Origin of the sequence: Streptomyces sp. BE20, assembly GCF_036322525.1 — a bacterium.
In the GTDB taxonomy this organism is placed as follows: domain Bacteria; phylum Actinomycetota; class Actinomycetes; order Streptomycetales; family Streptomycetaceae; genus Kitasatospora.
The window spans coordinates 35,563-60,198 of record NZ_JAQYWW010000862.1; the positions used below are offsets into that span (position 1 = coordinate 35,563).

Sequence of the window (24,636 nt, forward strand, 5' to 3'; positions counted from 1 at the left end):
GACGCCCAGGGCTGGTGCGGGCGGCTGCGGGCGTCGGATCCCGTTCAGCCGTTCCGGGCCGGTCGGCCCGATGCGGCCCTGTCAGGACGTCGGAACGTCAGGAAGTCAGGAAGTCGGAAGGTCGGGGCGGAGGACGGTCGGCGGGCGGGCGGTGGTCAGTGCACCGTTCTCGCGTCCTCCGCAGCCTCCGGGTCGGTGCGCTCGGGGACGCCGGCCGACGCCGGTCCGGCGTCCGGTCCCGACCCCGCCTCCGGGTCCGGCACCGGCTCCGCCCACGGGCCGGAGGGCAGGTCCCGCATGCCGCGCAACGGTGAGAGCAGCAGCGGCACGGGCACCACCAGGGTGCCGACGGCACAGACCCAGAGCGCCGCCCGGGGCCCGGCCGTGTCCGCGACGGTGCCGCCGATCAGGGCACCCAGCGGCAGCGTCCCCCAGACCAGGAAGCGCATGGTGGCGTTCATCCGGCCGAGCAGCTCCGGCGGGCAGAGGCTCTGCCGGAAGCTCACCTGGGCGACGTTGTAGGCCACCGCGCCGAACAGCACCACGACGCCGCCGACCGCGAACAGCACCGCCCCCGCTCCCCCGTCGGCGAGCGGCCAGAGCAGCGCGAACGGCCCGGTCACCAAGGGGGCGAGCCAGATCAGCCGGCCCTGGCCGATCCGCCGGGCGAGCGGGCCCGCGCAGACCGCGCCGGCGAGGCCGCCCACGGCCGAGACCGAGAGCAGCACCCCGATCGCCGCCGGGGAGAGGTCCAGGACCCTGACCCAGAACACGGTCTGCACGGCCATCAGCACCGCGCTGAAGAGGTTGGACGCGGCCGTGGCGGTGGCGATCACCCGGAGCAGGGGATGCCCCACCACGAACCGGACGCCCTCGGCGACGTCCTCGCGCAGCGAGCGGCCGGGCTCGGTCCGGGGCTGCGGTTCGTGGGCCCGGATCCGGGAGAGCAGCACCGCCGAGGCGAGGTAGCCGAACGCGTCGGCGACGATCGCCAGCGGTGCGCCGAGCAGTTGGACCAGCCCGCCGCCCAGCCCCGGTCCGGCGATCTGTGCGGAGGAGCGGACGGTCTCGATCGCGCCGTTGCCCGCGATCAGCTGTTCACGCGGCAGCAGCACCGGCAGGTAGGACTGGTGGGCGACGTCGAAGAAGACCGTCGCCACTCCGGTGACCAGGGCCACGAGGTAGAGCTGGACCAGCGTGAGCGCGTCGAGCACGCCGGCCACCGGGATCGAGCCGACGGCCAGGCAGCGGAGCAGATCGGCGCGGACGAGGACGGGCAGCTTGCGCATCCGGTCCAGCCAGGCACCGGCGGGCAGGCCGACCAGGAGGAAGGCGGCGGTCTCGGCGGCCGTCAGCAGGCCGACCTGGAAGGGCGTGGCGTCGAGTTCCAGCACCGCGACCAGGGGCAGCGCGACCAGGGTCACCTGCGTGCCCGCCTGGGCCGCGACCGCTCCCGAGAGCAGGAGCCGGAAGTCGCGACGGGCCGACGGAGGGGTGCGGGGTGGATGGGGCTTGTCGTTCATCAGTACGACTCTCGGTTACCGATTCGCTACCGGGCAACCGTCTGGCTCGTTTCCGGCCTCCCTCCCGAACGACCGGATCCCGCCGCTCCCGCAGGCTTCCCTTAGCCCGTCCTTATGTCACGGATCCGGGCCCGCGACCCTCCTCCGGAACCGGGACCAGCGATGTCGTCCCCCTGTCGCCACCGGCGTCACGTGTCCACCGTTGCGTCCGATATCCGGACCATCCGTTTCACGCCAGCGGACGGTCAACCTCAACTTGGCCGGATCCGGTAAAGTGTTGACGTTCCGTCACCTGGCCGTGGCTCCACCGTGGTAACCGCAGACGAACGGCCCCCGGACCGCAGCGGGTCCGGGGGCCGGGGCCGACGGTGCCGGGGGCCGCCCGGCACCCGGTCAGGCCGGGTCGAGGACGGCGTCCGGGGTACGGCCGGCCTGGGCCTGCTCGATGCGCTTGACGAGCATCGCGGCGAGCCGACGGGTCGCGGCCCGGTCGACCGGGCCGCCCTCGGTGGTCACACTGGCGACCACCGTGCCGGACCGCAGGACGATGCTCACGCCGTCCCGGCCGCCCAGCTGCCCCTGGAACGCGCGGCTCTCGGTGCCCAGCACCCCGAGGTCGAGCGCGGTGTAGTGAGCGGCGTCGCCGTAGGCCGCGTACGCCTCCTTGAGGCGGTTCGCGGCCTCCGCCCTTCCGGCGAGGGTGTCGACGCCGAAGCGCGCGGTCACCTCTCCGGAGGCGAAGCGCGCCGTGCCGCTCAGCGGCTTGCCGGCGCACGGCGCGGTGGTGGTGCAGGTGGTGGCGTGGTCCGCGGTGTCCACCTTCCGCTTCTCCTCCTCCCACCCGGTCATCGCCTTCTGATCGGGCAGGAGCTGCAGGACGAGCTTGCCGTCGAGCAGCAGGGTGTCCGAGTCCGGCCCGGCGGTCGGCTGCGCACCGCCACCGGCGGTGGTGCCCGCGGTGTTCGCGCCCGAAGCGCCACCGGAAGCACCCCCGGAAGCGCCACCGGCGGGAGCACCACCGGACGCACCGCCGGAGCCGGCGCCCGTCGTGGCGCCCGCCGCCGTACCGGCCGACGCGGTCGCGCCGTCGGCCGCCGGAGTACCGCCCGGCTCGGTACCGCCCGCCGTCCCCGGGGCCGCGGTCCCGGTCGGGCCCGGGGAGGCGGCGCCGGAGGCCGCCGCCGCGCCCTCCGCGCTCCCCGGACTCGCCGAGGCGGCCACCGTGCTCCCGGCCGCGCGGCCGGAGGTCTTCCCCCCGGCCCCGCAGGCCGCCAGCGTCCCCAGCAGCACACCCACCGCCGCCGCGGCGGCCACCTTCCGACCGGCCGTCCCCATGTCCCGCCCCTTTCGTGTCCGTGGTCCCTCAAGATAGACGCGGGCCGGGCCTGCCGGTTCCCCGGGGCGTCCACCTCGACGAACGGCCGCGCGCGGCCGGGGCGCCCCCGGAGCGCTCCGCGGGCGAACGGTCACGACCGGCCCCGGCGGACCGGATCACGACGGATCACGGCGGGTCAGGACGGCTCGGCCGCCGCGCCGCCCGGGGCGCCCGGGGCGCCCTGCGGCAACGGCTCGACCCCCACCACCCGGCTGACCCGGGTGGGCTCGACCAGCACCACCACCCGCCGCTCGCCGGGGACCCGCCAGCCGTACTCCGTGCCGAGGTACGTCCGGGCCAGCCGGTCCATGTTCCGGTCGGCCTCCTCCCCCTCGACGAACCGCACCACCCGCCCCCGGATCTGCACCCGGTCGTACGGGTCGGCCGGGTCGGCGAGCGACAGACAGACCCGGGGGTCGCGCCGCAGGTTCCGCTCCTTCACCCGCCCGACGGAGGTGTTGAACAGCACGAGGTCTCCCTCCATCCCCACCCACATCGGGCTCACATGCGGCGAACCGTCGGCGTTGACCGTGCCGACGTACCAGATGTGTCCCGCCTCGATCCGCTCACGGACGTCCTTCGAGATCTCAGCCATGCGCCGAGTCTCCCCACCCCCGCCCCGGCTCACCCGTACCCGCGCCCCCGGGCACCGGCCGGCGCGGCACGGGCCGGACGACGGCCGGACGACGGCCGGACGGGATGCCGACGGAGCGTCGGAACGACCCGTTCCGACGACGGATACCCCGAGGGCACCCAATCACCCGGATCGCCCAGGGCACCCGGGTGAACACGCCCGGGAGTCCACCCGAAGGGCGCACCGGCCCGCCCGCCGCTGCCGTCCTCCGGTGGCAGTGGCCGCCACCGTGGATGACGGTGGATCAGGCGCGTACCTGCGAATCCCCTGGCCGACGACGTGTCGGCCATCGCAGCCCGCGCCGGAAGGATCATCATCATGCGTTCTGCACGCACGCTGCTCGCCGGGGCCGCCGTCGCCGCCGTCCTCACCGCCGGTGCCCCGCTCGCCTACGCGGACGGCGCGGCCGACCCGGGCAAGAACCTGACCTGGCAGGAGAAGCAGGAGAAGGGCGCCAGCGCCGAGGGTCAGAAGACCTGGGAAGAGAAGCAGAAGGGCTCCTCCGGCGAGGAGCACAAGGCCGAGGAGTACAAGGGCGGCGAGTACAAGGCCGACGAGAAGGCCCCGCACGGTGGCGTGCACACCGGTGGTGGCGGCCTGGCCCTCTCCGGTGGCGGCCTGGCCTCCGGCGCGGTCCTGCTGCTCGGTGGCCTCGGCGCGGGTGCGATCGCCCTGCGCCGCGGTCGCCGCGGCGCCGACGCAGCCATCTGATCCCGCGCCGTTCCCGCCGCTCCCCCGCCGTGACCGCCGCCCCGTGCGCCGGTCGCGGCGGGGGCCCGCGGGGCGGCGCTTCGCCGTGTCGGGCCCGCGGTTGCGGGCCCGAGGAGAGGAGCCGGCGCGATGGCCGGTCTGGTCCCTGGAACGTCCCGGCTGCTGCGCGCGGGGATGGGCGCGGCGGCGGTCGGTCTGCTGCTGATCTACAACTCGGTGGACACGGTGTCCTCCGACGAGTCGGAGTCGGGGCAGGCCGCGCCCGCGGCGGCCACCGCGCCCGTCTCGCCCGGCGCCGCGCCCACCGACTCCCCGGCCGCGGCGCCCGCCACGACGGCCGCGGCCGGGCCCGCCAAGGCGTCCGCGCCCGCGGCGCCCCCGCTGAAGCGGTCCAAGCCGACCCGGCTGAGGATCCCCCAGATCGGCGTGGACGCCCCCTTCACCGAACTCACCCTCGGCCCGGACAGCCAGCTCGGCGCCCCGCCGCCGGAGGACAAGAACCTGGTCGGCTGGTACCGGGACGGCGTCTCCCCCGGGGAGCGCGGCGCCTCGGTGGTCGCCGGGCACGTCGACACCACCAAGGGGCCCGCCGTCTTCCTGCTGCTCAGCCTGCTGATGCCGGGTCACAAGATCGAGGTCCAGCGGGCCGACGGCACGATCGCCGTCTTCTCGGTGGACTCGGTCGAGACCTTCGCCAAGGACGCCTTCCCCGACCAGAAGGTGTACGGGAAGACGCCGGACGCCCAGCTGCGGCTGATCACCTGTGGCGGCGTGTACGACAAGAAGCGCCGCGACTACCTGGACAACGTGGTGGTCTTCGCGCACCTGGAGTCCTCGCGCAAGGCCTGAGCCTTCGGGCCTGAGCCTTCGGCCCGGGTGCGGCGAGGACGGCGACCGCCGGCCCCCCTTCTCCGAGGAGGGGGGCCGGCGGTCGCCGTCGTCGCGCGGACCCGGGCCGGCGGTCAGCCGCGGACGGTGGCCTCGAAGGCGTGCAGGTAGGGGTTGACCGGGCGGACCTCCGCGACGGACAGGCCGGCCTCCTCCATCAGCCGGACCAGGCTCGCCTCGGAGTGCTTCGCACCGCCGACGTTGAGCATCAGCAGGAGGTCCATGGCGGTGGTGAACCGCATCGACGGGCTGTCGTCGACCAGGTTCTCGACCACCACGACGCGCGCACCCGGCGTGGCCGCCGCGACCACGTTGGCCAGCGTGCGGCGGGTGCTCTCGTCGTCCCACTCCAGGATGTTCTTGATGATGTAGAGGTCGGCGTGGACCGGAATGGCCTCCCGGCAGTCGCCCGGCACCAGCCGGGCCCGCCCGGCGAAGGCGCCGCCGTCCCGCAGCCGGGGGTCGGCGCCGACGACCACCTTGGGCAGGTCCAGCAGGGTCCCGTGCAGGGTCGGGTGCTTCTCCAGCAGGCTGGCCAGGACGTGGCCCTGGCCGCCGCCGATGTCGACCACCGAGTCGATCCCGGTGAGGTCGAGGTAGGCGGCGAAGTCGGCGGCCGACTGCCGGCTGGAGGTGGTCATCGCCTTGTCGAAGACCTTCGCGGAGTCCCCGGCGTCGCTGTGGAGGTAGTCGAAGAACTCCTTGCCGAACAGCTCGGGGAAGACGTTGCGGCCGGAGCGCACCGCCTCGTCGAGCTTCGGCCAGGCCTCCCAGGTCCACGGCTCGGTGCACCAGAGGGAGATGTAGCGGAGGCTGTTGGGGGCGTCCTCGCGCAGCAGGCGGGACATCTCGGTGTGCTCGAAGCGGTCGCCGCCCGCCTCCTCGAAGATGCCGTAGCAGGTGAGGGCGCGCAGCAGACGGCGCAGCTGCCCGGGTTCGGTGCCCAGCTCGGCGGCGAGGTCGGTGACGGTGGTGGGCGTGTCGCCGAGCGCGTCGGCGACGCCGAGCCGGGCGGCCGCGCGGACGGCGGCGGCGCAGGCGGCGCCGAAGACGAGCTCCCGCAGGCGCATGGCGGCCTGCGGGGTGGTGGCGGGTGCGGTGGTCATGTGCCGTCTCTCTGCTTTCTGCAGGGTTCTGCGGGTTGCTGCGGTCTCTGACGGGGGCGAACGAGGGTCTTCGGGATGCCCGCCGCGCCTCCGGGGCCGGAGGGGAACCGGGGCCGTAGGCGCGGCGGGTGGGGTCGGGCGGTGTGCGGGCCGGACCGGGCACGGGCGGTGCGCGGGCGGCGGGGCCGGTCCGGCCGGATCAGCAGTGGCCGGCCGGCTCGGAGACCGCGCAGTGGTTGCGGGCGAAGGCGTTGTCGGTGCCGGTGTCGCGGTCGGCGAGGTCCGCCGGGCCGTTGCCGACGACGAGGTTGTCGGCCACGGTGTTGCGGGCGTTGGCCACGCCGACCACGCTGTGGACGAGCACGATGCCGCCGGAGAACGGCGAGGCCCCGACGTTGTCGCGGACCTGGTTCTCCGTCACCGTGGTCTCCTCGGCGCCGGTCAGCACGATCCCGGCCCCCTGGATGTGGTCCAGGCGGGGGTTCGGCGGGCAGTAGCGGTTGTTCGCGACGACCCGGTTGCGGGTGACGGTGAGCGCGCCGGCCCGGGGCACCCCTTCGTCGCCGACGACGAAGACGCCGCCGCAGTTGCCGTGGATCTCGTTCTGCTCGACGCTCAGGTCGCGCAGGCGGCGGACGGTGACCCCGATCCGGTTGTCGGCGAGCAGGTTGCCGCTCACCACCGTGCCGTCGGCGGAGAGGGCGCCGCCCTCGCTGTCCACGGTGTTCGCGAGGAAGACACCGGACTGGCCGTTGCGGGTCGACTCGTTGGCGGTGATCACGCCCCGGGTGGACCTCTCCTGGCTGATGCCCTGCTGGCCGTTGTCGTGGACGTGGGTGGCGCGGACGGTCATGCCGTCGGTGCCGGTGGCGTTGATCCCGTTCTTGCGGAAGCCCGTGACGGCGAGCCCCTCGACGGTGACGCCCGTGAGCGGCCGGTCGTCGGCGCCGACCACGCAGAGGCCGTGCCCGGCGGTCGCACAGGCGGCAGCCGTCTCGGGGACTCCTGCCCGGGCGGTGTCGGCGGGCAGGATCACGCTCTCCGGGCCGGCGCCGCGCAGGGTGAGGCCGGGGGTGGCGATCCGGACGCTGCCCCGGTACTCGCCGGGGAGCAGCTGGACGGTGTCGCCGGGGAGGGCCGCGTCGACGGCCTGCTGAATCGATTCTCCGGGCCGGACCAGGTGCAACGGCCCGGCGGCCTGGGCCGGGGCGGCACCGAGGGCGGTGAGGACGGTGGTCAGGGCTGTCGTGGCGGCGGCGGTGGCCGCGGCGAGGTGGTGGACCCGTCGCGTGGGCATGAGTGGTGACCTGCTTTCTGGCGCGCTCGCGGGGGGACGCCGGCGCGGTGACGCGGTGTGGGCGGGGGATGACGGCCGGTGGGTGTCGGCCGAACCGACGCTAGGTGCGCGCCGGTGCCCCCGCCACCAGGGTTGGGCTGCCGGACTGACGGAGCGTCGGGCCGGGGCCGTGCCGGAGCGGGCGGCGGGCCGGAGCGGCGGCGGGCCGCCGCGGGGAGGCGACGGATACCCGGAGCGGACCGGGAACGGCGTCGCGCCCGGCCGCAGGGTGCGGTCGGGCGCGCGGGGCGAGCGGGCTGAGCGGGGCGGGCGGCAGGGGGCGGCGGGCCCGGGGTCGGAGGCACGCCGGTGAGGGGTGGAGCGGGGGAGAAGGCGGGGCGGGGCCGGAGCAGGGGCGGAGCGGGCCCGGCGGTCGAAGCGTCAGCCGGCGGGTGTCCCCAGGCGGACCGGCAGGGCCGCCAGGTGCCAGGCGACCGGGTTGGGGCCCCGTTCGACCGCGGTGGGGGCGACGGCGAGTGCCAGCTCCGGATACATCCGCAGCAGGGCGCCGAACGCGGCCACCGCCTCCTCGTGGGCGAGTACCGCGCCGATGCAGCGGTGGGCGCCGTGGCCGAATCCCAGGTGGACTTCGTGGTGCGGCGCGGCGGCCCGGCAGAGGTCGAGCCGCTCGGGTTCGGCGAAGACCCGGGGGTCGTGGTTGGCGCCGGCGAGAATCGGCATCACGGCCTCGCCCTTGCGGATCAGCGCGCCCGCCAGCCGGAGGTCCTCCGTGGCGTAGCGGGGCAGCGCACCGAGCGTCGGACCGCACCAGCGCATCAGCTCGTCGACGGCGGCGGGCAGCCCGGAGAGGTCGGCGCGGAGCCCGGCGAGCTGCTCGGGGTGGGCGAGCAGCGCGGCCGTCCCGTTGCCGATCAGCGTGGCGGTGGTCTCGTGGCCGGCCACGATCAGGTTGAGGATCAGCGAGACCGTCTCGACCGGGTCCAGGGCCGTACCCTCGGCGGCGGCCAGCTGCGAGACGAGGTCGTCGCCGGGCTCCGTCCGTCGACGGTCGATCAGCTCCCGGGCGGCGGCGACCATCGCACGCAGCGCCTCGTCCAGCCCCTCCCCGGCGCCCCGGCCGAGGTAGGAGCTCCAGGTGCGCCACTGCGGCCGGTCCGGCTCGGGGATGCCGAGCAGCTCGCAGATGACGGTGACCGGCAGCGGGTAGGCGAAACGGGCCACGAGGTCGACCGTGCCGTCGGCGTCCGCGTGCTCGCGCAGGGCGCGGGCGTGCTCCTCCGCGAGCCGCTCGATCCGGGGGCGGAACCGGCCGACGGTGCCGGCGGTGAACGAGGGGTGGACCAGCCCGCGCAGCCGGCGGTGCCGGGCGCCGTCCGCGTCGAACACCCCGGCGCGCAGGTACCTCTCGCACTCCGGGGGCAGGCCGCGGGCCCGCCAGACCTGCTCGGTGCGGTGGGCGGGCGTGGCACCGGGCACGTTCGCGACGTCGTTGACGAAGCGCGGGTCGCCCAGGACGGTGCGGACGTCCTCGTAGCGGGTGGCGATCCAGACCGGGTCGACACCCGGGACGGTGCCGCGGGCGAGCGGGGCCCGTTCGCGGATCCGGGAGAAGACCTCGAACGGGCGGCGCACCAGCTCCGCGTCGCGCAGGTCGACCGTCTCGAACGGCCCGGCGGCCCCGGCGGGCCCGGCGGACTCGGCAAACTCGGCGGGCTCGGTGACGGTCATGGGAGCCTCCCTCGGGCCTCGGTTCTCGCTGCTCCCACGGATAGTGGCGGGCCCTGCACCGGCCTGTCCGGCTTCCCGGCTCCGATTCACTCGATCGAGCAAGAACGAGGCAGTCCCCGGAGGGACCGTCCGCACACGACGACAGCCCGGCACCGGACCGCCCGCGGCCCGCGTGACATGCTCGGAGCCATGGACACCGCCACCACCACGACCGTCGCACCCGCCGAGCCCGCGGCGGGGGCCGTCCCCTCGTTCGGCGCCCGCCGCAACCCGGTCGGCGCCCATGTGCCGGTGGCCGCGCGAGGGCTGGCCGGGACGGGCCTGGCGTACGCCCGGCGGGTGGGCGCGGAGACGGTGCAGGTGTTCGTGGCCAACCCGCGCGGCTGGGCCACTCCCCCGGGCAACCCGGCCCAGGACGCCGAGTTCCGGGCCGCCTGCGCCGAACAGTCGATCCCGGCGTACGTGCACGCGCCGTACCTGATCAACTTCGGCTCGGACAATCCGGCGACCCGGGAACGCTCGGCCACCTCGCTGCGCCACTCGCTGCTGCGCGGGCACGCGATCGGCGCGCTGGGCGTGGTGCTGCACACCGGTTCCGCGGTCGGCTCGGCACCGGGCGGCGGCTCCCGGCGCGACGAGGCGATGGCGCAGGTCAGGGAGGACGTCCGCCCGCTGCTGGACGAACTGGACGCGCTCGGCGAGGACGCGCCCTGGCTGCTCCTGGAACCGACGGCGGGCCAGGGCAGTTCGCTCTGCGCGCGGATGGAGGACCTCGCCGCGTACGTGGACGCGCTGGACGGCCACCCCCGGGTCGGAGTGTGCCTGGACACCTGCCACGCCTTCGCCGCCGGTCACGACCTGGCGGTACCGGGCGGGGTCCGGGAGACGCTGGACGCCCTGGTCGAGGCAGCCGGCCCGGGCCGGCTGCGGCTGATCCACGCCAACGACTCGGAGGACGTGGTCGGTGCGCGCAAGGACCGGCACGCCAACATCGGGGCCGGCCGGATCGGCGCGGAGCCGTTCCGGGAGCTGTTCGAGCACCCGGCGACGGCGGGCGTCCCGCTGGTGGTGGAGACCCCGGACCGCAAGCACGGCGGCGACGGCACCGGCCACGCGCTGGACATCACCGCCCTGAAGGAGCTGCGGGCCCGGGCGGCCGTCCCGGCGGTCTGATCCACCGGGTGCCGCATACCCGGCGAAATCCGTGCGTGACGGGGGGAACCGCCCGGGGCCGCAGACGGTCGTCCTCGGTGTGAACGCAAACGAACAACGGATCGACCCGGTGCCCCGGCCGCTCGGCCGCCGGCGTCTCCTGCTCAGCGCCGCCGGGGGCGCCGCCGCGCTCGCCGTCGGCGGGGGAGCCGGCTGGTGGGCGCGCCGTGACGCCGACACCGGCCACCGGCTGTGGAGCCGGACGCACACGGGCGGCCGGATCGCCCTGCCCCCGTCCCCCCGGTCCTCGTTGTACCTCGCGGGCCTCGACGGGACGGTCGAGGCCCTCGACCTGCGGACCGGGGCCGCGCGCTGGAGCACCGCGATCGGCTTCCGCAAGCCCGCCGACCCCTCGTACGGCTGGCCCGTCGCCGCCGGTGACGGACTCGTCTGCGTGGCCACCGACTCCCAGGTACAGGCCCTGGACGCCGCGTCCGGGACCCTCCGGTGGACCGCGGAGGCACCGGAGGCACCGGAGGCACCGGAGGGTCCGGGGTCCGCCTCGGTCCGGGGCACCGCGGTGGACGGCGGCGTCTTCGCGACCTACGACGACCGGCTGCACGCCTACGACACCGCCACCGGCGCCCACCGCTGGAGCACCGCGACGGCGGGCGGGTTCGCACCCGTCGTCGCCGGTGACACGGTCTACCTCGCCGGGGACGAGGAGAGGATCACGGCGGTCGACGCGAGCAGCGGTGAGCGACGCTGGGAACAGCGCGCCGTCGGCGGGCCGGGCGGCGGGCCGGTGGTCCACCAGGGCGTCGTCCACCTCACCACCGCCGACCGGCAGGCGCCGTCCGTCCTCGCGCTGGACGCGGCGACCGGCCGGGTGCTCTGGCAGCGCGCGCGGTTCGGCCACTGGCTGCTCTCGCCCTCCTCGGTCGCCGACGGCACGGTCTGCCTGAGCCGGAGCGACCAGGTCACCGCACTGGACGCCGTCACCGGGGAGACCCGCTGGACCGCGCAGGTGCCCCCCGGCCTGGGCGCCGGCACGAGCAGCACGACCGTCGCCGACGGCATGGTCTACGTCGCGCTGAACGACGACCGGCTCCACGCGCTCGACCTCGCCACCGGGCGGTTCCGGTGGCGCGACGAGCCGTCCTCCTTCGGCACCCAGTACACCGACCTGTCACTCGCCGCCCACGACGGGGTCGTCTACCGCGGCAGCCGCACCGGCGTCTACGCGGCGGCGGCCTCGCCGACGTGACCCGCGGACGGACCGCGGCGTAACCCGGGCTGCCGAGGAGCGGAGGCGGTGGGAGGCTGGAACGACTGACGCCTCACAGGCTGGGAGTTTCCGATGAGCCCGTCCCGGAGACTGGCCACGCTGCCCTGCGGCCGCCGCAGCAAGTGGGTGGTGCTGGCCCTGTGGCTGGTCCTGCTGGTGGTGGCGGGCCCGCTGGCGGGCAAGCTCACGGACGCCGAGGACAACCAGGCCTCCAGCTGGCTGCCCGGCAACGCCGAGTCCACCCAGGTGCTCACCGAACAGCGCGCGTTCCAGCCGGTGGACACCGCCCAGGCCGTGGTGGTCTACGAGCGCCCCGGCGGGATCACCCCCGCCGACAAGGTCGAGGCGGCCCGGGACGCGGCGGCCTTCGCCTCGACCCCGCACGTGCTGGGCCAGGTGGTCGGGCCGGTGGAGTCGGCGGACGGTCAGGCCCTGCAGACCATCGTGCCGATCGACATCGGCACCGGCGGCTGGCAGGACCTCCGCCCCGCGGTGGACAGCCTGCGGGACACGGCCGCCGCGGACAGCCTCGGCATGACCACGCACGTCACCGGCCCGGCCGGGATCGGTGCGGACCAGGCCGAAGCCTTCGCCGGCATCGACAGCACGCTGCTCGCGGCCACCGTCAGCGTGGTGATCATCCTGCTGCTGCTCACCTACCGCAGCCCGGTCCTCTGGGTGCTGCCGCTGTTCTCGGCGGCCGGCGCGCTGGTGGTCTCGCAGGCGGTGATCTACCTGCTGGCCGAGCACAGCGGACTGACCGTCAACGCGCAGAGCGCCGGCATCCTGATCGTGCTGGTGCTCGGCGCCGGTACGGACTACGCGTTGCTGCTCACCGCCCGCTACCGGGAGGAGCTGCGCCGTCACGAGGACCGGCACGAGGCGATGGCGTTCGCCCTGCACCGGGCCGGGCCCGCGATCCTGGCGTCCTCCGCCACCGTGGTCGCCTCGATGCTCTGCCTGCTGATCGCCGAGATGAACTCCACCAGCGGCCTCGGTCCGGTCTGCGCGATCGGCGTGGTGGTGGCGCTGGCCGCGATGACGACCCTGCTGCCGGCGCTGCTGGTGATCGTCGGACGCTGGGTGTTCTGGCCGGTCAAGCCCGCGTTCGGGACGCCGGAACCGACCCGGACCGGCCGCTGGGCGCACGTGGGGGCGTGGATCGGGCAGCGTCCGCGCAAGGTGTGGATCGGCACCTCGCTGGCGCTGGCGGCCTGCTGCGTCGGCCTCGTCTCACTGAACGTCACCGGTCTGAGCACGGCCGGCACCTTCACCGGCAAGCCGGACTCGGTGGTCGGCCAGGAGGTGCTGGAGCAGCACTTCCCCGCCGGGACGGGTGCGCCGCTGACCGTCATCAGCAGGGCCGCGGAGGCCGAGGCGGTCCGCGCCGCGACACTGGCGACGGCCGGGGTGGCGTCCGCCTCGATGCCGAGGACGCACGAGGGGGAGGCGCTGTTCCAGGCCACGCTGGCCGACCCGCCGGACAGCCCCGCCGCCGAGAAGACCGTCGACCGGGTGCGGGACGCCGTCCACGCCGTGCCGGGCGCCGACGCCAAGGTGGGCGGCTCGACGGCGGTGATCCTGGACGCCGGACGGGCCGCGACCGCCGACAACCGGACGATCATCCCGCTCGTGCTGGGCGTGGTGCTGGTGATCCTGGCACTGCTGCTGCGAGCGCTGACGGCGCCGCTGGTGCTGGTCGCCACGGTGGTGCTGTCGTACGCGGCCGCACTCGGGATCAGCGCGTTCTTCTTCGAGCACGTCTTCCACTTCGAAGGGGTGGACCACGCGTTCCCGCTGTTCGTCTTCGTCTTCCTGGTGGCACTGGGGATCGACTACAACATCTTCCTGATGACCCGGGTGCGGGAGGAGTCCGCGCATCGCGGCACCCGGGCGGGGGCGGTGGCCGGGCTCGCGGCGACCGGTGGGGTGATCACCTCGGCCGGACTGATCCTGGCGAGCACCTTCGCGGTGCTGGGCACCCTGCCCGTCGTCGGGTTCGCCGAGATCGGGTTCGCGGTGGCGCTGGGGGTGCTGCTGGACACGCTGGTGGTGCGGTCGGTGCTGGTGACGGCGGTGACGATGGATCTGGACCGACACATGTGGTGGCCGAGCAAGTTGGCCAGGCAAGTTCCTCCACCCAAGGAGGAGTTGGCCAGACAGCTTTGAGTTACCGATGAGTTCATATGGTTATCGTTCACTGTCTTGCCGGGCGTGGCCCGTCCCGCATTGACTGCGGTCATGCCAATTCCCTCCACGCGCCGCCCGGGCGCGCGCCTCGCCGCGGCCTGCACGGCCGCCGCCGCCCTGCTCGCCCCGCTCGCCGCCGCACCGAGCGCCGGCGCGGCGACCACCGCCCCCGGATCCACCCCGGCCGCCACCACCGCCGGGGCCGCGGCGGTCCCCACCGTGCCGGCACTCAAGGTGCTGACGTACAACGTCTTCCTGATGAGCAAGAACCTCTACCCCAACTGGGGCCAGGACCACCGGGCCAAGGCCATCCCCGCCGCCGGCTTCTTCCAGGGCCAGGACGTGGTCGTCCTCCAGGAGGCCTTCGACAACGCCGCCTCCGACCAGCTGATCGCCCAGGCGTCGGCCGCGTACCCGTACCACACCCCCGTCGTCGGCCGCTCCACCAGCGGCTGGGACGCCACCTCCGGCAGCTACAGCTCCAGCACCCCGGAGGACGGCGGGGTCACGCTGCTCAGCAAGTGGCCCGTCCTCCGCAAGGAGCAGTACGTGTTCAAGGACGCGTGCGGGGCGGACTGGTGGTCGAACAAGGGCTTCGTCTACGCCGTGCTCGACGTCAACGGCCTGCGCACGCACGTGATCGGCACCCACCTCCAGTCCACCGACACCGGCTGCTCCGCCGGCGAGCCGGCGGCCGTCCGGGCGGCCCAGCTCAAGACGATGAAAGCCTTCGTCGACGCCAAGAACATCCCGGCCGCCGAGCCGGTCGTCCTCGCCGGCGACCTCAACATCGACTCGCACGGCACCGAGTACCCCTCGCTGCTCGCCAACGCGGGCGTCGCCCCCGCCGACACCCGCACCGGCTGGGCCGACTCCTTCGACACCGCCGACAACTCGATCGCCGCCTACCGCTACCCCGGTGAGCCCAACGAGGACCTCGACTACGTCCTCTACCGCGCCGACCACGCGCGCCCGGCGACCTACGGCAACACGGTGGTCCGGTTCCACAGCTCGCCCTGGACCGTGAGCAGTTGGGGCAAGAACTACACCTACACGGACCTCTCCGACCACTACCCGGTGACGGCCGGCTAGCGACCTCCGCCGCTACGGCGGGCCCGCTCCGGCGGCCCGCCGTACCGGCCCGCCGGGCGGCCGGGCGCTCGGCGCGTGCTCAACCCGCGCCGGTGAACCGCCGGTAGGCGACCGCCAGGGCGGCGTCCAGCGGCCGGCCGCGCACGGTGATCCCCGTCGGGCCCAACTCGTCCAGCGCGGTGACCGGTTCGCGGCCGTCGTCGACGGGGGGCGGCACCCTCCCCTGCCAGAAGGTGTCGAGGAGCTCGGCAAGCGGACGCTCCCCCGATGCGGCTCCCGATGCGGCTCCCGGTGCGGCTCCCGGTGCGGATTCGGACACGGCTGCGGATCACTCCCCGATCACGTCGGCGGACAGGGTGAGCAGCTCACGCAGCCGCTCGGTGGGCAGTTCGGCGAGCCACTGCTCGCCGTCACCGACCACGGCGTCGGCCAACGTCCGCTTGGCCGCGATCAGTTCGTCGATCCGCTCCTCGACCGTACCGACGCAGAGCAGCCGCCGGACCTGCACCACCCGACGCTGCCCGATCCGGTGCGCGCGGTCGGTGGCCTGGTCCTCGACCGCCGGGTTCCACCACCGGTCCAGGTGGATCACCTGGTTCGCGGCGGTCAGGTTGAGCCCGGTGCCGCCGGCCTTCAGCGAGAGCAGGAAGACCCGCGGCCCGCCCGGCGACTGGAACCGTTCGACCAGCTCGTCCCGGCTCGCGCGCGGCACCCCGCCGTGCAGGTACAGCACCTCCTCGCCCAACCGCCGCCGCAGGTAGGGCCGGAGCATGCCGCCGAACTCCGCGTACTGGGTGAAGACCAGCGCCCGGTCGCCCTCCGCCAGCGCCTCCTCCAGCACCTCCACCAGCCGTTCCACCTTGCCCGACCGGCCCTCCAGCGCCGTCCCGTCGTGCAGCAGCTGCGCCGGATGGTTGCACACCTGCTTGAGCCGGCCGATCGCCGCCAGCACCGCGCCCTTGCGCTCCACCCCGCGCAGCCCGCCCAACCGCTCCAGCAGGTCGGCGACCACCGCCCGGTAGAGGCCCGCCTGCTCGGCGGTCAGACCGCACCGGACGGTGAACTCCTGCTTGGCGGGCAGGTCCTGGACGATCGACGGGTCGCTCTTGCGGCGGCGCAGCAGGAACGGTCCGGTGAGCCGCCGCAGCCGCGCCGCGGCGTCGGCGCTGCCCGCCTGCTCCACCGGGATCGCGAACCGCTCCTTGAACCCCTCCGCGGTACCGAACAGCCCCGGGTTGGCGAAGTCCAGTACCGCGTGCAGGTCGGCCAGCCGGTTCTCCACCGGCGTGCCGGTCAGCGCGATCCGCGGGCCCGAGCGGAGCGACCGGAGCGCGCGGGACTGCCGCGCGGACCGGTTCTTGATGTGCTGCGCCTCGTCCGCGACGATCCTCCGCCACGGGATCCGGCGCAGCTCGGCGGTGTCCCGCTGGACCAGCCCGTACGTGGTGATCACCAGATCGGCGTGGTCGGCGGCCGGCCCGGGCTCGGCCCGGTCGGCGCCGTGGTGGACGTGCACCCGCAGGCCCGGGGTGAACCGGGCGGCCTCCCGCTGCCAGGTGCCGACCATCGTCATCGGGCAGACCAGCAGGACCGGCCCGGTGTCGCCGCGTTCCTTCTCCAGGGCCAGCAGCGCCAGGGTCTGCACGGTCTTGCCGAGACCCATGTCGTCGGCCAGCACGGCGCCGAGGCCCAGCCGGCCCAGCGCGTCCAGCCAGGCCAGTCCCCGCCGCTGGTACGGACGGAGCGTCCCGGTGAACCCGGCCGGCAGCACCGGCACCCGGTCGGCCCCGCCCGGCCGCCCGGCCAGCAGCTCGCCGATCGGCCCGGTGGCGTGGACGGCCGTCACCGGCAGGCCGTCGACCACGGCGCCGTCGTCCACGGCCAGCCGCAACAGCTCGGCCGCCGCCATGACCCCGCTACCCCGCTCGGCCAGGAACCGCACGGCGGCGGCGAGTTGGGCCGCGTCGACCTCCACCCAGCGACCGCGCAGCCGGACCAGGCCCTGCTGGGCGGCCGCGAGCTCGGCCAGCTCCTCCTCGGTGAGTCCCAGTTCGCCGATGGCGAGCTGCCACTGGAAGGCCAGCACGGCGTCCCGGTCGACCTGGGCCGTCCGCTTGACCGCGCCCGGCCCGTCGCCGGGCGCACCCGCGGTGAGCACCAGGCCGAGCCGGGGCCGCCGCTGCCACCAGGCCGGGAGCAGCACGCCGAACCCGGCGAGGGTGAGCGCGGGCGCGCCGTCCCGCAGGAAGCGCAGCGCGCCCTCCCGGTCGAGGTCCGCCCCGGCCGGAAGCGGCCCCGTCAGCACGGCGCGCAACGGCGGGTGGACCCGGGCGGCCCGCTCCAGCTCGGCGAGGAACGCCTCGGCCGGGTCGGGGACCAGCCGGGCCAGCGCCTCGTAGGCCGGGTCCGGATACCCCGGCCGCAGCGCGGCGGCCGGCACCACCAGCGACGGCCGCTCCACCGCCTGGACCATCAGGTCGAGCCGCCAGGCGTCGGCGACCGCCCCGCCGTCGGGGTCGTCCGGATCGGGACCGAGCGGTTCGGCGAGGCGGAACCCGAGCCGGACCGGAGCGTCCGCCGGCCGGGCCGCCTGCCAGCCGGCCAGCCGTTCGGGCAGGCCCTCGGGCGGCGGTCCGCCCAGGCGGCCGTCGGGTGAGTGGAGCGCGGCGAGGAACGGTTCGGCGGGCGGGCCGAGATCCGCCAGGGCGGCGCGGGCCTCCTGGTCGACGAGCGTGCCCAGCACCTCGGCGAGCAGGGCGGCGGCCGTCGGGGCTGACGTGGTCGGGGTGGTCACGGCGGTCGGGGTGGGTCCGGCGGGCCCGGACGTGGTCGGGGCGGCGCCGCCGGCCCGGTGGTCCTCCGCCCGGCAGACCGGCGGGCACCCGGCGACCAGCGCCGTCACCTCACGGCGGGCCGGGGCGTCCAGGGCGGGTCGCCAGCGCGCGTACCACTCCCCCGCCTCCTCGGCCGGCGCAGGCACCAGCCGCCCCCGCCCGACCAGCCGCCAGGCGAGGTCGTGGACGGCCGCCAGCCAGCGCACCGACGCGCCGTACGCCAGCTCGGCCGACGTACCGTCCGGGAGCCGGACGGTCGCACCCGGCCAGTGCGGATCGTGCAGGGCGCCGAGCAACTGGGCCGCCTGCGCCGGATCGAACAGCAGCGTCGGCACCCGCCAGGGCGCCAGCCCGATCCCCCGGGGCGCGGCGCCGACCGGCAGGTCCGGCGACGGCACCGGGCGCCCGGCGAGCGAGGGCAGCAGCAGTCCGGTCCACCGCTCCGACGCCTGCTCCGCCAGCCACCCCACCCCCGGTCCGACCCCACCCAGCAGCCGGACCACCTCGTCCGCCGCGCACGCGAACGGATGCCCGCCCCGGCCACGCTCCACGGGGCCGCGATCGCCCCGGTACGCCGCCGCGTCCTCCACCCACACCGCGAGCCGGCCGTCGGCCCGCCAGAGTGCGTGCAGGGCGTACATCGGCGGACGGAGCCTCTCGGAGGGGACGGCGGGGGTACGGGACCGTACGGGAACGACGGACCTCCCACCCTAGCCCGCCCCTCCGACAACACCCCCGAACGGCAAGCGGGGCGGCAAGCGGGGCGGTGCCCGCGGGCCGGGCGCCCGTCGGCGGAGCCGGCCCGGCCTCCACCCGGATGCGTCACCACGCCGCACCACGCCGCACCGCGCCGGAAAGGACGCCCGGGAACGGTTCACCCGGCAGCGTCATCTGCGAAAGGATGCCGTCGTGCACAACGCGTCGAGCCGGTCGGAGAGCCCCGAACCGGATCAGATTCCTCTACGGCATCGGGACCACGGTCGCTGAAGCGCCGTCGATCCCGCCATGCCCGATCACCCGAGAGAGCTACGCTCACGTGACTGCTCCTGGAAACACCCGCACCGCCGGCACCTCGTCGGCCGGACCCGCCCCGGCGGACCCCGCCGAGGAGGACGAGGCCGTCTCCTTCGCCCGCCGCTTCCTCGCCCGCGGTCCGGAGAGGCTGCTCGCCGAGGACCGCACGGATCGCCGGCTCCGCCGGACCGTCCGGCGGCACTGGGGACCGGCGTTGGACGCCTACCGTCTCGTCCTCGCGGCGGTCCTCGATCTGCAGGGCGACCTCCACGCGAAGTGCTCCGCCGAGGCGGCCGCCCGGCAGGACGCCGGGTTCGAGGCGCTCTCCCGGTTGCAGGCGCGGGCCGTCCAACTGGCCAGGGACGTGCACGACGACCTCGACGGCGGATTCGTCGACACGGCCTTCGCCCGCTGGCGGGGCCTGCACGAAGTGTCCGTGATCGCGCAGGTCCTGGCCGAGTTCGGCCGGGTCCCCGCCTACACCGACCTGTCCGAACGCTTCCTCCTGCACGACATCGTCCACAACGCCGGCGACGCGCGGCTCTACCAGGAGCACTACGAGAAGCTCGGCTGGGAGTCGCTCTCCACCGACACCATCGCCAGGATCGAGGCGACCCGCGACGAGCTCGTGCACCAGTTCGGCGAGCACTACGCCTTTCCCTACGGCTGGGCGATCGGGCTGCCGGGGATGGAGGCGGGCGTCAACCAGAACGCCCTGTACCGGCTGGCCGAGATCCACCCCCTGCACCCCCTCCACCGCTGGTCCGGGCACTTCGTCCAGTCCGACGCCAGGAGCGCCGCGTTCACCGTGGTCGACCTGGCCGAGGGCGTGCGGCCGGTGGCCAGGACCACGACGTCCGGACTGGACGGGCCGGCCTGCTGGGCCATGGACTCCCTGTTCCGGTGCACCGCGGTGTTCGCCCTCTACGCGCCGCCGGCACCTTCGCCGGACCTGCTCTGCGTGGGCAACACCGGTCGGCTGGACGGGATCGAGATCCTCATCGACCACGCGGCGCAGCTGTTCGACGCCGCCGACGTCGCCGAGCGCCGCGCCACGGCACGGAACCTCGCCAAGCAGCGGACGAGACCGCACGAGCCGGCCGACGCATTCGGATAGGGCGCGTCCCGGCCGCGTCCCGGACTGCGAGGCCGGGCAGTGTTCCGAACCGCGTCGGGGGCCGGCCGGGGTGACCGGCCGGCCCCCGACGCGGATCAGGAGGCGGCGGAGCGCTGGGCCGGGACGGACCGGTCCCGCTGGAGGTCGAGGAGTTCACGGAACAGCCCGCCGGGCCGGGCGGCGAGTTCGTCCCAGGTCCCGGTCTGGACGACGAGGCCCTGGTCCATGACGACGACGCGGTCGGCGAGGCGGGCGTTGGCGATGTTGTGGGTCACCAGAAGGATGATCCGACCGGGTGCGAAGCCGCGCAGGGCGTGCAGGATGCGGTGTTCGGCGCGCGGGTCGAGGTCGGAGGTCGGCTCGTCGAGGATCAGCAGACCGGGGTTGAGGGTGGTGCGGTAGAAGGCGCGCGCCACGGCCGCACGCTGCCAGCCGCCGCCGGACAGCTCGGCGCCGCCCATCCAGCCCTGGGCGAGCAGGGTGTGCCAACCGGACCGCAGCCGGGCGACGGTCTCGTCGAAGCCGGTGTGCCCGGCGGCCCGCCGGACCTCCGCCAGGGTGGTGTCGCCGACCGGCCGGGGACGGCCGGCCAGGTCCGGGTCCTCGGTGCCCTCGGCGTCACCGACGTGTCCGAGGTGGATGTTCTCGGTGGCGTTCAGCGGCCAGCGGGCGAACTCCTGCGGGACGCGCGCCACCCGGCGCCACAGGCCGTCGGCGTCGAGCTCCTCGATCGGCACGCCGTCCCAGGTGATCCGGCCGCCCTGCGGGAGGTAGAGACCGGAGATCAGCTTGAGGAGCGTGGACTTGCCGCTGCCGTTCTGGCCGATCACCGCGACGATCTCGTCGCGACGCAGCGTCAGGCTGACGCCCCGCAGCGCCGGATCCTGCTGCTCGCCGGGGTAGGCGTAGCTGAGGTCGGTGACGGCGACCGTGGCCGGCGCACCGGGGACGACGGTGCCCCGCCGGATGCGGTGGCCACCGGCCTCGTCGAGGAAACGGAAGTAGTCGTCCAGGTAGAGGCCCATCCGGTAGAGGCGGGCACCGTTGCCGACCACACCCTGGATGCCGCTGCCGGCGGTGCGCAGCGCGAAGGTGGCGGAGCCGGCGGCGGCCAGCCCGATCCGGTCGGAGGCGACCAGGTAGAGCAGGGTGCCCCAGACCAGCGCGGCGCCCGCGCCGGTGCCGAACGCCGCGTACAGGGAGACCCGGGTGGCCCGGCGGACGGCCCGGTCGGTGGCCACGGCGATCCGGTCCTCGGTCTGCCGGTACTTGTCGAGCATGAACGGCGTGACCTGGTCCGACCTCACCTGGTCGGCACGGCCCTTGTCGATGAGGAACCAGCGGTAGACCCGCAGCGCCGCCCGCTCCTCGTTGGTGCCGACGGAGGCGAGGTAGTGGATGCGGGCGGTCCGCACGGCGGCGACCCCGGTCGGCACCGAACCGAGCAAAAGGAACGGGACCAGCCAAGGGTGGAGGGTGGCGAGGACGCCGGCCGCGGCGAGCAGGCTCACGGCGGAGGCGATCACGTCCTGGGCGTTGGAGAGCAGGTCGGGCGTGGTGGCAGCGCCCCGGTCGGCGGCCTCCCAGCTCTCCGCGTAGGCGGGTTCGTCGTAGGCGGCGAGCTCGGCGGCGCAGCCGGCCTCGATCAGTGCGAGGTCGGCCTCGCGGTTGATCCGGGGCGACACCCGCCCGGAGAGGCTGGTGACGGCGATGGCGAGGACGGCGCGCAGCGCGACGGAGGCGGTGAGGACGGTGAGGGAGGGGGCGGCGTCGCGGAGGTGGTCGGTGACGGGCCCGGGGACGAGCAACGCGTCGAGGGTGCCGGTGGTGAAGTAGAGGGCGAGGGCGCCGAACACGCCGGACAGGGCCTGGCAGACGAGCAGCAGCACGGTGGCGGAGCGGTCCGCCCGCCACGCGAGGGAGAGCGCCCTGCGGACCAGGTGCGGCAGACGCCGCACCATGGCGAGGGTGGAGATCGACGCGCCGGCCTTGAGCCGGTTGTCGCCGTAGAAGCGGGCGCGGAACTCCTCGGAGTGCTCCGGCTCCCGGCCGTCCTGCCGGTCGGTCGGACCGTCCTCGGGCCGGTCACCGTCGGTCGGACCGTCCTCCGTCGGACCGTCCTCGGGCCGGTCGCGGTCGGGTCGGCCATGTTGCGCGTGGGACTGCGTCACGTTGCTCCCTGGGTCGTCTGCCGGTGCGGCACGGGCGACCCCCTTCCCGCCGCCGGTGGGCGCGCGGGAGCGGCAGCGGAGCCGGGCGGCTCGGCTGCGGACAGGTGGGGTCTCGCCGGTGCGGTCCCCGATCCTGGCAGCGGTCCACCGGGCTCCTCGGCGTGTCCCGACGGCACTCACTCGATCCGGCGAAGTCCGTGTCGGCATCGGCGAGTTGGTGGCGATCAAGCCCCGCGCCCCACCGGTGCCACGGCCACGCACCGGTGCCGCGGCCACGGGAGACGGACGCCCGCGGCACCGGGCTCCCGGGCGTCAGGCGGTGCTTCCCGTCGCGCCCGGGGCCGCGAAGGCGCGACGGAGTTCGGCGGCGGGGCCGCCCGGATCACCGGCGGGCAGGCGCGCGGCCAGGTAGCCGTCCGGGCGGATCAGGAAGGCCGCTCCCGCGCCCGTCCCCGCGTCCGCGCCGTCGCGTGCGCCGTCGCCCGGGGCGTAGGCCGCCCGGAACGCCCCGGCGGCGTCCCGGACCTCCGGGAGCCGCAGACCGTCCGGCCGGGAGTCCGCCCCGGCGGCCAGGACCACGTGGACGTCGAGGAGGCCGTGGGCCGCCGAACGCGCGGCGGCCGCGGTCCCGTGGAGTCGTTCCGCCGGTGTTCCCGCGTCGGCGTACAGCAGCAGGGCGTGCCGGGGGCTGCGCAGCAGGTCGAACAGGCGCTGCGGGAAGGCGGTCAGCGGCCGCTCCAGCCCGCCGCAGTCCGGCGCCCGGTCACCGGCGAGGGGGCCGTGGCCGCCGCCGGGGTCCCCGGCCCCGCCGCCGGGCGGGGTCAGCGGTCCGCCGCGGTAGCCGACCAGCAGTTGGGCCTCCCGGAGCAGCAGGGTGGTCAGGTCGTCCGGGTCGGCGTCGAAGCCCGCCCGGGCATGGCGCACCGTGCGTCCGACGACCTCCTCGCCCACCGCGTGGCGTTCCGCGTGGTAGCTGTCGAGCAGTCCGTCGGCGGCGATCCCCCGGACCGCGAGGGCGAGCTTCCAGGCCAGGTTGTACGCGTCCTGGACCCCGGTGTTCATGCCCTGGGCACCGGTGGGCGGGTGGATGTGGGCCGCGTCGCCGGCGAGGAGGAGCCGGCCCTCCCGGTAGCGGTCGGCCAGCCGGTGGCTGATCCGGAAGACCGACGACCAGCGCAGCGCGGTGGCCGTGGTGGGCTGCGGCGACAACCGGTCGAGCACGGCCTGGATGTGCCGCAACTCCGGTGCGTGGCCGCGTTCGAGACCGTGAGCGACTTCCCCGGACGGCGCGGAGGCCAGCTCGGGCGGGATGAGCATCGACATCCGGTACCGCCGTCGGCCCGGCAGCGGTATGCAGACCAGCAGGTCGTCGGCGACCCCGTCGGCGTCCAGGTGGGTGGCGCGCACGCCGTAGCCGTCGGGGAGGTCCCAGTCGACCTCGACGTCGCCCAGCATGTACTGCTCGGGGAAGGCGTCGCCCTCGAAGGCGATCCCGGCCGCACGGCGCACCCGGCTGTGCGCGCCGTCGCAGCCGACGACGTACCGCGCGGCCGCCTCCCGCGGCCCGTCCGGCGTGGCGAGCGAGACGCGGACGTGGTCGTCGCGCTGCTCCAGGTCCAGCAGTTCGGTGCCGCGCTCGACGGTCGTCCCGTAGCCGGCGAGGTGGTCGGTGAGCAGCCGCTCCGTGGTGTCCTGCGGGAGCGCGGCGAAGCGGTACGGCACGTCGGCGGGCAGGTCGAGGTCGATCCGCGGGCCGGGCTCGCCGTTCACGAACATCAACTGGCCCCGCATCGGCACGGCTTCGTCGAGGACCTCGCGGACCAGCCCCATGGCGTCCCAGACCTCCAGGGTGCGGGGCTGGATGCCGACCGCCTTGGCGTACGGCTGCGGGGCGGGCAGACGGTCGACGATCCGGCACTCGACGCCCCGGCGGCGAAGCTCCGCGGCGGCCGTCAGTCCGACCGGCCCCGCCCCCACGACCAGTACCTCGGTGTCACCCATGACCACTCCTCGGTGCCGGGAGCACACGCGTCCGTGGTTCCAGGCTGCCCCGCCCGCACGCGGACGCGCCACTCGGCCCGGCGCCGCGGCCGGCCGGGCCTGGCAGCCTCACACCTCATGAGGCACCACCTTGCGGCTCCCAGAGTGGCCAGAACCCATTCGGCGCAGCCCCGAACGCCTCATCTGGCGTGCATAGCAAGGTATTTGGGCCTACGGTGCGGTTCGAGGGGGCTTCCAGACGAGAGGTGAGCACTGCCATGGCAGGAAAGTTCGAGCTGTACACGGACGAGAGCGGCATGCACCGGTTCCGGCTCAAGGCGAGCAACGGCACCGTCGTGGTGACGGGCGACCCGCAGGAGAACCGGGACGACTGCATCAAGAGCATCGAGTCCCTCCGGAAGCTCGCTCCCTACGCGGAGCTGAAGGAGGCGGCCGCCCGGCCGGCCTGAGCGCCCCGGTAGGCCCCTCGGCGGGCGGGGACGCGGGTCGGCGGGACAAATCGCCGACCCGCGTTC

General features: G+C 75.1%; 18 protein-coding genes. 8 read left to right on the top strand and 10 right to left on the bottom strand.

Annotated features, from left to right (window positions below; all coding sequences use genetic code 11):
• Positions 1 to 155 precede the first annotated feature (155 nt).
• From PUR61_RS18740 to PUR61_RS18750, 3 genes are all read right to left on the bottom strand, one after another.
• The gene (locus tag PUR61_RS18740) at positions 156 to 1,523 is read right to left on the bottom strand and encodes an MFS transporter (RefSeq protein ID WP_329880072.1); all 1,368 of its coding nucleotides are present in this window, start codon (positions 1,521 to 1,523) and stop codon (positions 156 to 158) included.
• A gap of 393 nt (positions 1,524 to 1,916) precedes the next feature.
• Positions 1,917 to 2,858, bottom strand: coding sequence for a hypothetical protein (locus PUR61_RS18745; RefSeq protein WP_329880074.1), 942 nt, complete (start codon positions 2,856 to 2,858; stop codon positions 1,917 to 1,919).
• Positions 2,859 to 3,034: 176 nt separating this feature from the next.
• Positions 3,035 to 3,493, bottom strand: a complete 459-nt coding sequence (locus PUR61_RS18750; protein WP_329880076.1) for a PPOX class F420-dependent oxidoreductase — start codon at positions 3,491 to 3,493, stop codon at positions 3,035 to 3,037.
• A 357-nt stretch (positions 3,494 to 3,850) separates the two neighbouring features.
• Here PUR61_RS18750 and PUR61_RS18755 point away from each other — a divergent pair, with 357 nt between their 5' ends.
• Both PUR61_RS18755 and PUR61_RS18760 read left to right on the top strand, forming a co-directional pair.
• Positions 3,851 to 4,243, top strand: a complete 393-nt coding sequence (locus PUR61_RS18755; protein ID WP_329880077.1) for a hypothetical protein — start codon at positions 3,851 to 3,853, stop codon at positions 4,241 to 4,243.
• Between the two features lie 129 nt (positions 4,244 to 4,372).
• Positions 4,373 to 5,092, top strand: coding sequence for a class F sortase (locus PUR61_RS18760; protein WP_329880078.1), 720 nt, complete (start codon positions 4,373 to 4,375; stop codon positions 5,090 to 5,092).
• 113 nt (positions 5,093 to 5,205) lie between these two features.
• On the opposite strand, the gene PUR61_RS18765 is transcribed toward PUR61_RS18760, so the two are convergent.
• The 3 genes from PUR61_RS18765 to PUR61_RS18775 form a co-directional block, all read right to left on the bottom strand.
• Positions 5,206 to 6,237, bottom strand: coding sequence for a methyltransferase (locus tag PUR61_RS18765; protein WP_329880079.1), 1,032 nt, complete (start codon positions 6,235 to 6,237; stop codon positions 5,206 to 5,208).
• A 199-nt stretch (positions 6,238 to 6,436) separates the two neighbouring features.
• Positions 6,437 to 7,534 carry a right-handed parallel beta-helix repeat-containing protein gene (locus tag PUR61_RS18770; protein WP_329880080.1) on the bottom strand — a complete coding sequence of 366 codons (1,098 nt, stop codon included), beginning with the start codon at positions 7,532 to 7,534 and terminating at the stop codon, positions 6,437 to 6,439.
• Positions 7,535 to 7,954: 420 nt separating this feature from the next.
• Positions 7,955 to 9,262, bottom strand: a complete 1,308-nt coding sequence (locus PUR61_RS18775) for a cytochrome P450 family protein (RefSeq protein ID WP_329880081.1) — start codon at positions 9,260 to 9,262, stop codon at positions 7,955 to 7,957.
• A 189-nt stretch (positions 9,263 to 9,451) separates the two neighbouring features.
• Here PUR61_RS18775 and PUR61_RS18780 point away from each other — a divergent pair, with 189 nt between their 5' ends.
• The 4 genes from PUR61_RS18780 to sph all read left to right on the top strand — a co-directional run bounded on the left by PUR61_RS18780 (position 9,452) and on the right by sph (position 14,984).
• Positions 9,452 to 10,435 carry a deoxyribonuclease IV gene (locus PUR61_RS18780; protein WP_329880082.1) on the top strand — a complete coding sequence of 328 codons (984 nt, stop codon included), beginning with the start codon at positions 9,452 to 9,454 and terminating at the stop codon, positions 10,433 to 10,435.
• 79 nt (positions 10,436 to 10,514) lie between these two features.
• Positions 10,515 to 11,681: an outer membrane protein assembly factor BamB family protein gene (locus tag PUR61_RS18785; RefSeq protein ID WP_329880083.1), complete on the top strand. Its 1,167-nt coding sequence runs from the start codon at positions 10,515 to 10,517 to the stop codon at positions 11,679 to 11,681.
• Between the two features lie 93 nt (positions 11,682 to 11,774).
• A complete protein-coding gene (locus tag PUR61_RS18790; RefSeq protein WP_329880084.1) occupies positions 11,775 to 13,871 on the top strand; it encodes an MMPL family transporter in 2,097 nt (698 codons plus the stop codon).
• 72 nt (positions 13,872 to 13,943) lie between these two features.
• The gene (sph, locus tag PUR61_RS18795) at positions 13,944 to 14,984 is read left to right on the top strand and encodes a sphingomyelin phosphodiesterase (protein WP_329880085.1); all 1,041 of its coding nucleotides are present in this window, start codon (positions 13,944 to 13,946) and stop codon (positions 14,982 to 14,984) included.
• Positions 14,985 to 15,063: 79 nt separating this feature from the next.
• Here the strand turns inward: sph and PUR61_RS18800 are convergent, their stop codons facing one another.
• Together PUR61_RS18800 and PUR61_RS18805 are read right to left on the bottom strand one after the other, a co-directional pair.
• Positions 15,064 to 15,303, bottom strand: coding sequence for a hypothetical protein (locus PUR61_RS18800; protein WP_329880087.1), 240 nt, complete (start codon positions 15,301 to 15,303; stop codon positions 15,064 to 15,066).
• A 9-nt stretch (positions 15,304 to 15,312) separates the two neighbouring features.
• On the bottom strand, positions 15,313 to 18,459 hold the full coding sequence (locus tag PUR61_RS18805) for a DEAD/DEAH box helicase (RefSeq protein ID WP_329880088.1): 3,147 nt from the start codon (positions 18,457 to 18,459) through the stop codon (positions 15,313 to 15,315).
• Positions 18,460 to 18,854: 395 nt separating this feature from the next.
• On the opposite strand from PUR61_RS18805, the gene PUR61_RS18810 reads away from it, so the two are divergent.
• On the top strand, positions 18,855 to 19,949 hold the full coding sequence (locus PUR61_RS18810; protein WP_329880089.1) for a DUF5677 domain-containing protein: 1,095 nt from the start codon (positions 18,855 to 18,857) through the stop codon (positions 19,947 to 19,949).
• A gap of 95 nt (positions 19,950 to 20,044) precedes the next feature.
• On the opposite strand, the gene PUR61_RS18815 is transcribed toward PUR61_RS18810, so the two are convergent.
• Together PUR61_RS18815 and PUR61_RS18820 are read right to left on the bottom strand one after the other, a co-directional pair.
• Positions 20,045 to 22,120 (bottom strand): ABC transporter ATP-binding protein, encoded by a 2,076-nt coding sequence (locus PUR61_RS18815; protein ID WP_329880090.1) that lies wholly within the window; start codon positions 22,118 to 22,120, stop codon positions 20,045 to 20,047.
• Between the two features lie 312 nt (positions 22,121 to 22,432).
• The gene (locus PUR61_RS18820) at positions 22,433 to 24,121 is read right to left on the bottom strand and encodes an FAD-dependent monooxygenase (RefSeq protein ID WP_329880091.1); all 1,689 of its coding nucleotides are present in this window, start codon (positions 24,119 to 24,121) and stop codon (positions 22,433 to 22,435) included.
• Positions 24,122 to 24,378: 257 nt separating this feature from the next.
• Here PUR61_RS18820 and PUR61_RS18825 point away from each other — a divergent pair, with 257 nt between their 5' ends.
• Positions 24,379 to 24,570 carry a YegP family protein gene (locus tag PUR61_RS18825; protein ID WP_329880092.1) on the top strand — a complete coding sequence of 64 codons (192 nt, stop codon included), beginning with the start codon at positions 24,379 to 24,381 and terminating at the stop codon, positions 24,568 to 24,570.
• The last annotated feature ends 66 nt before the right edge of the window (positions 24,571 to 24,636 follow it).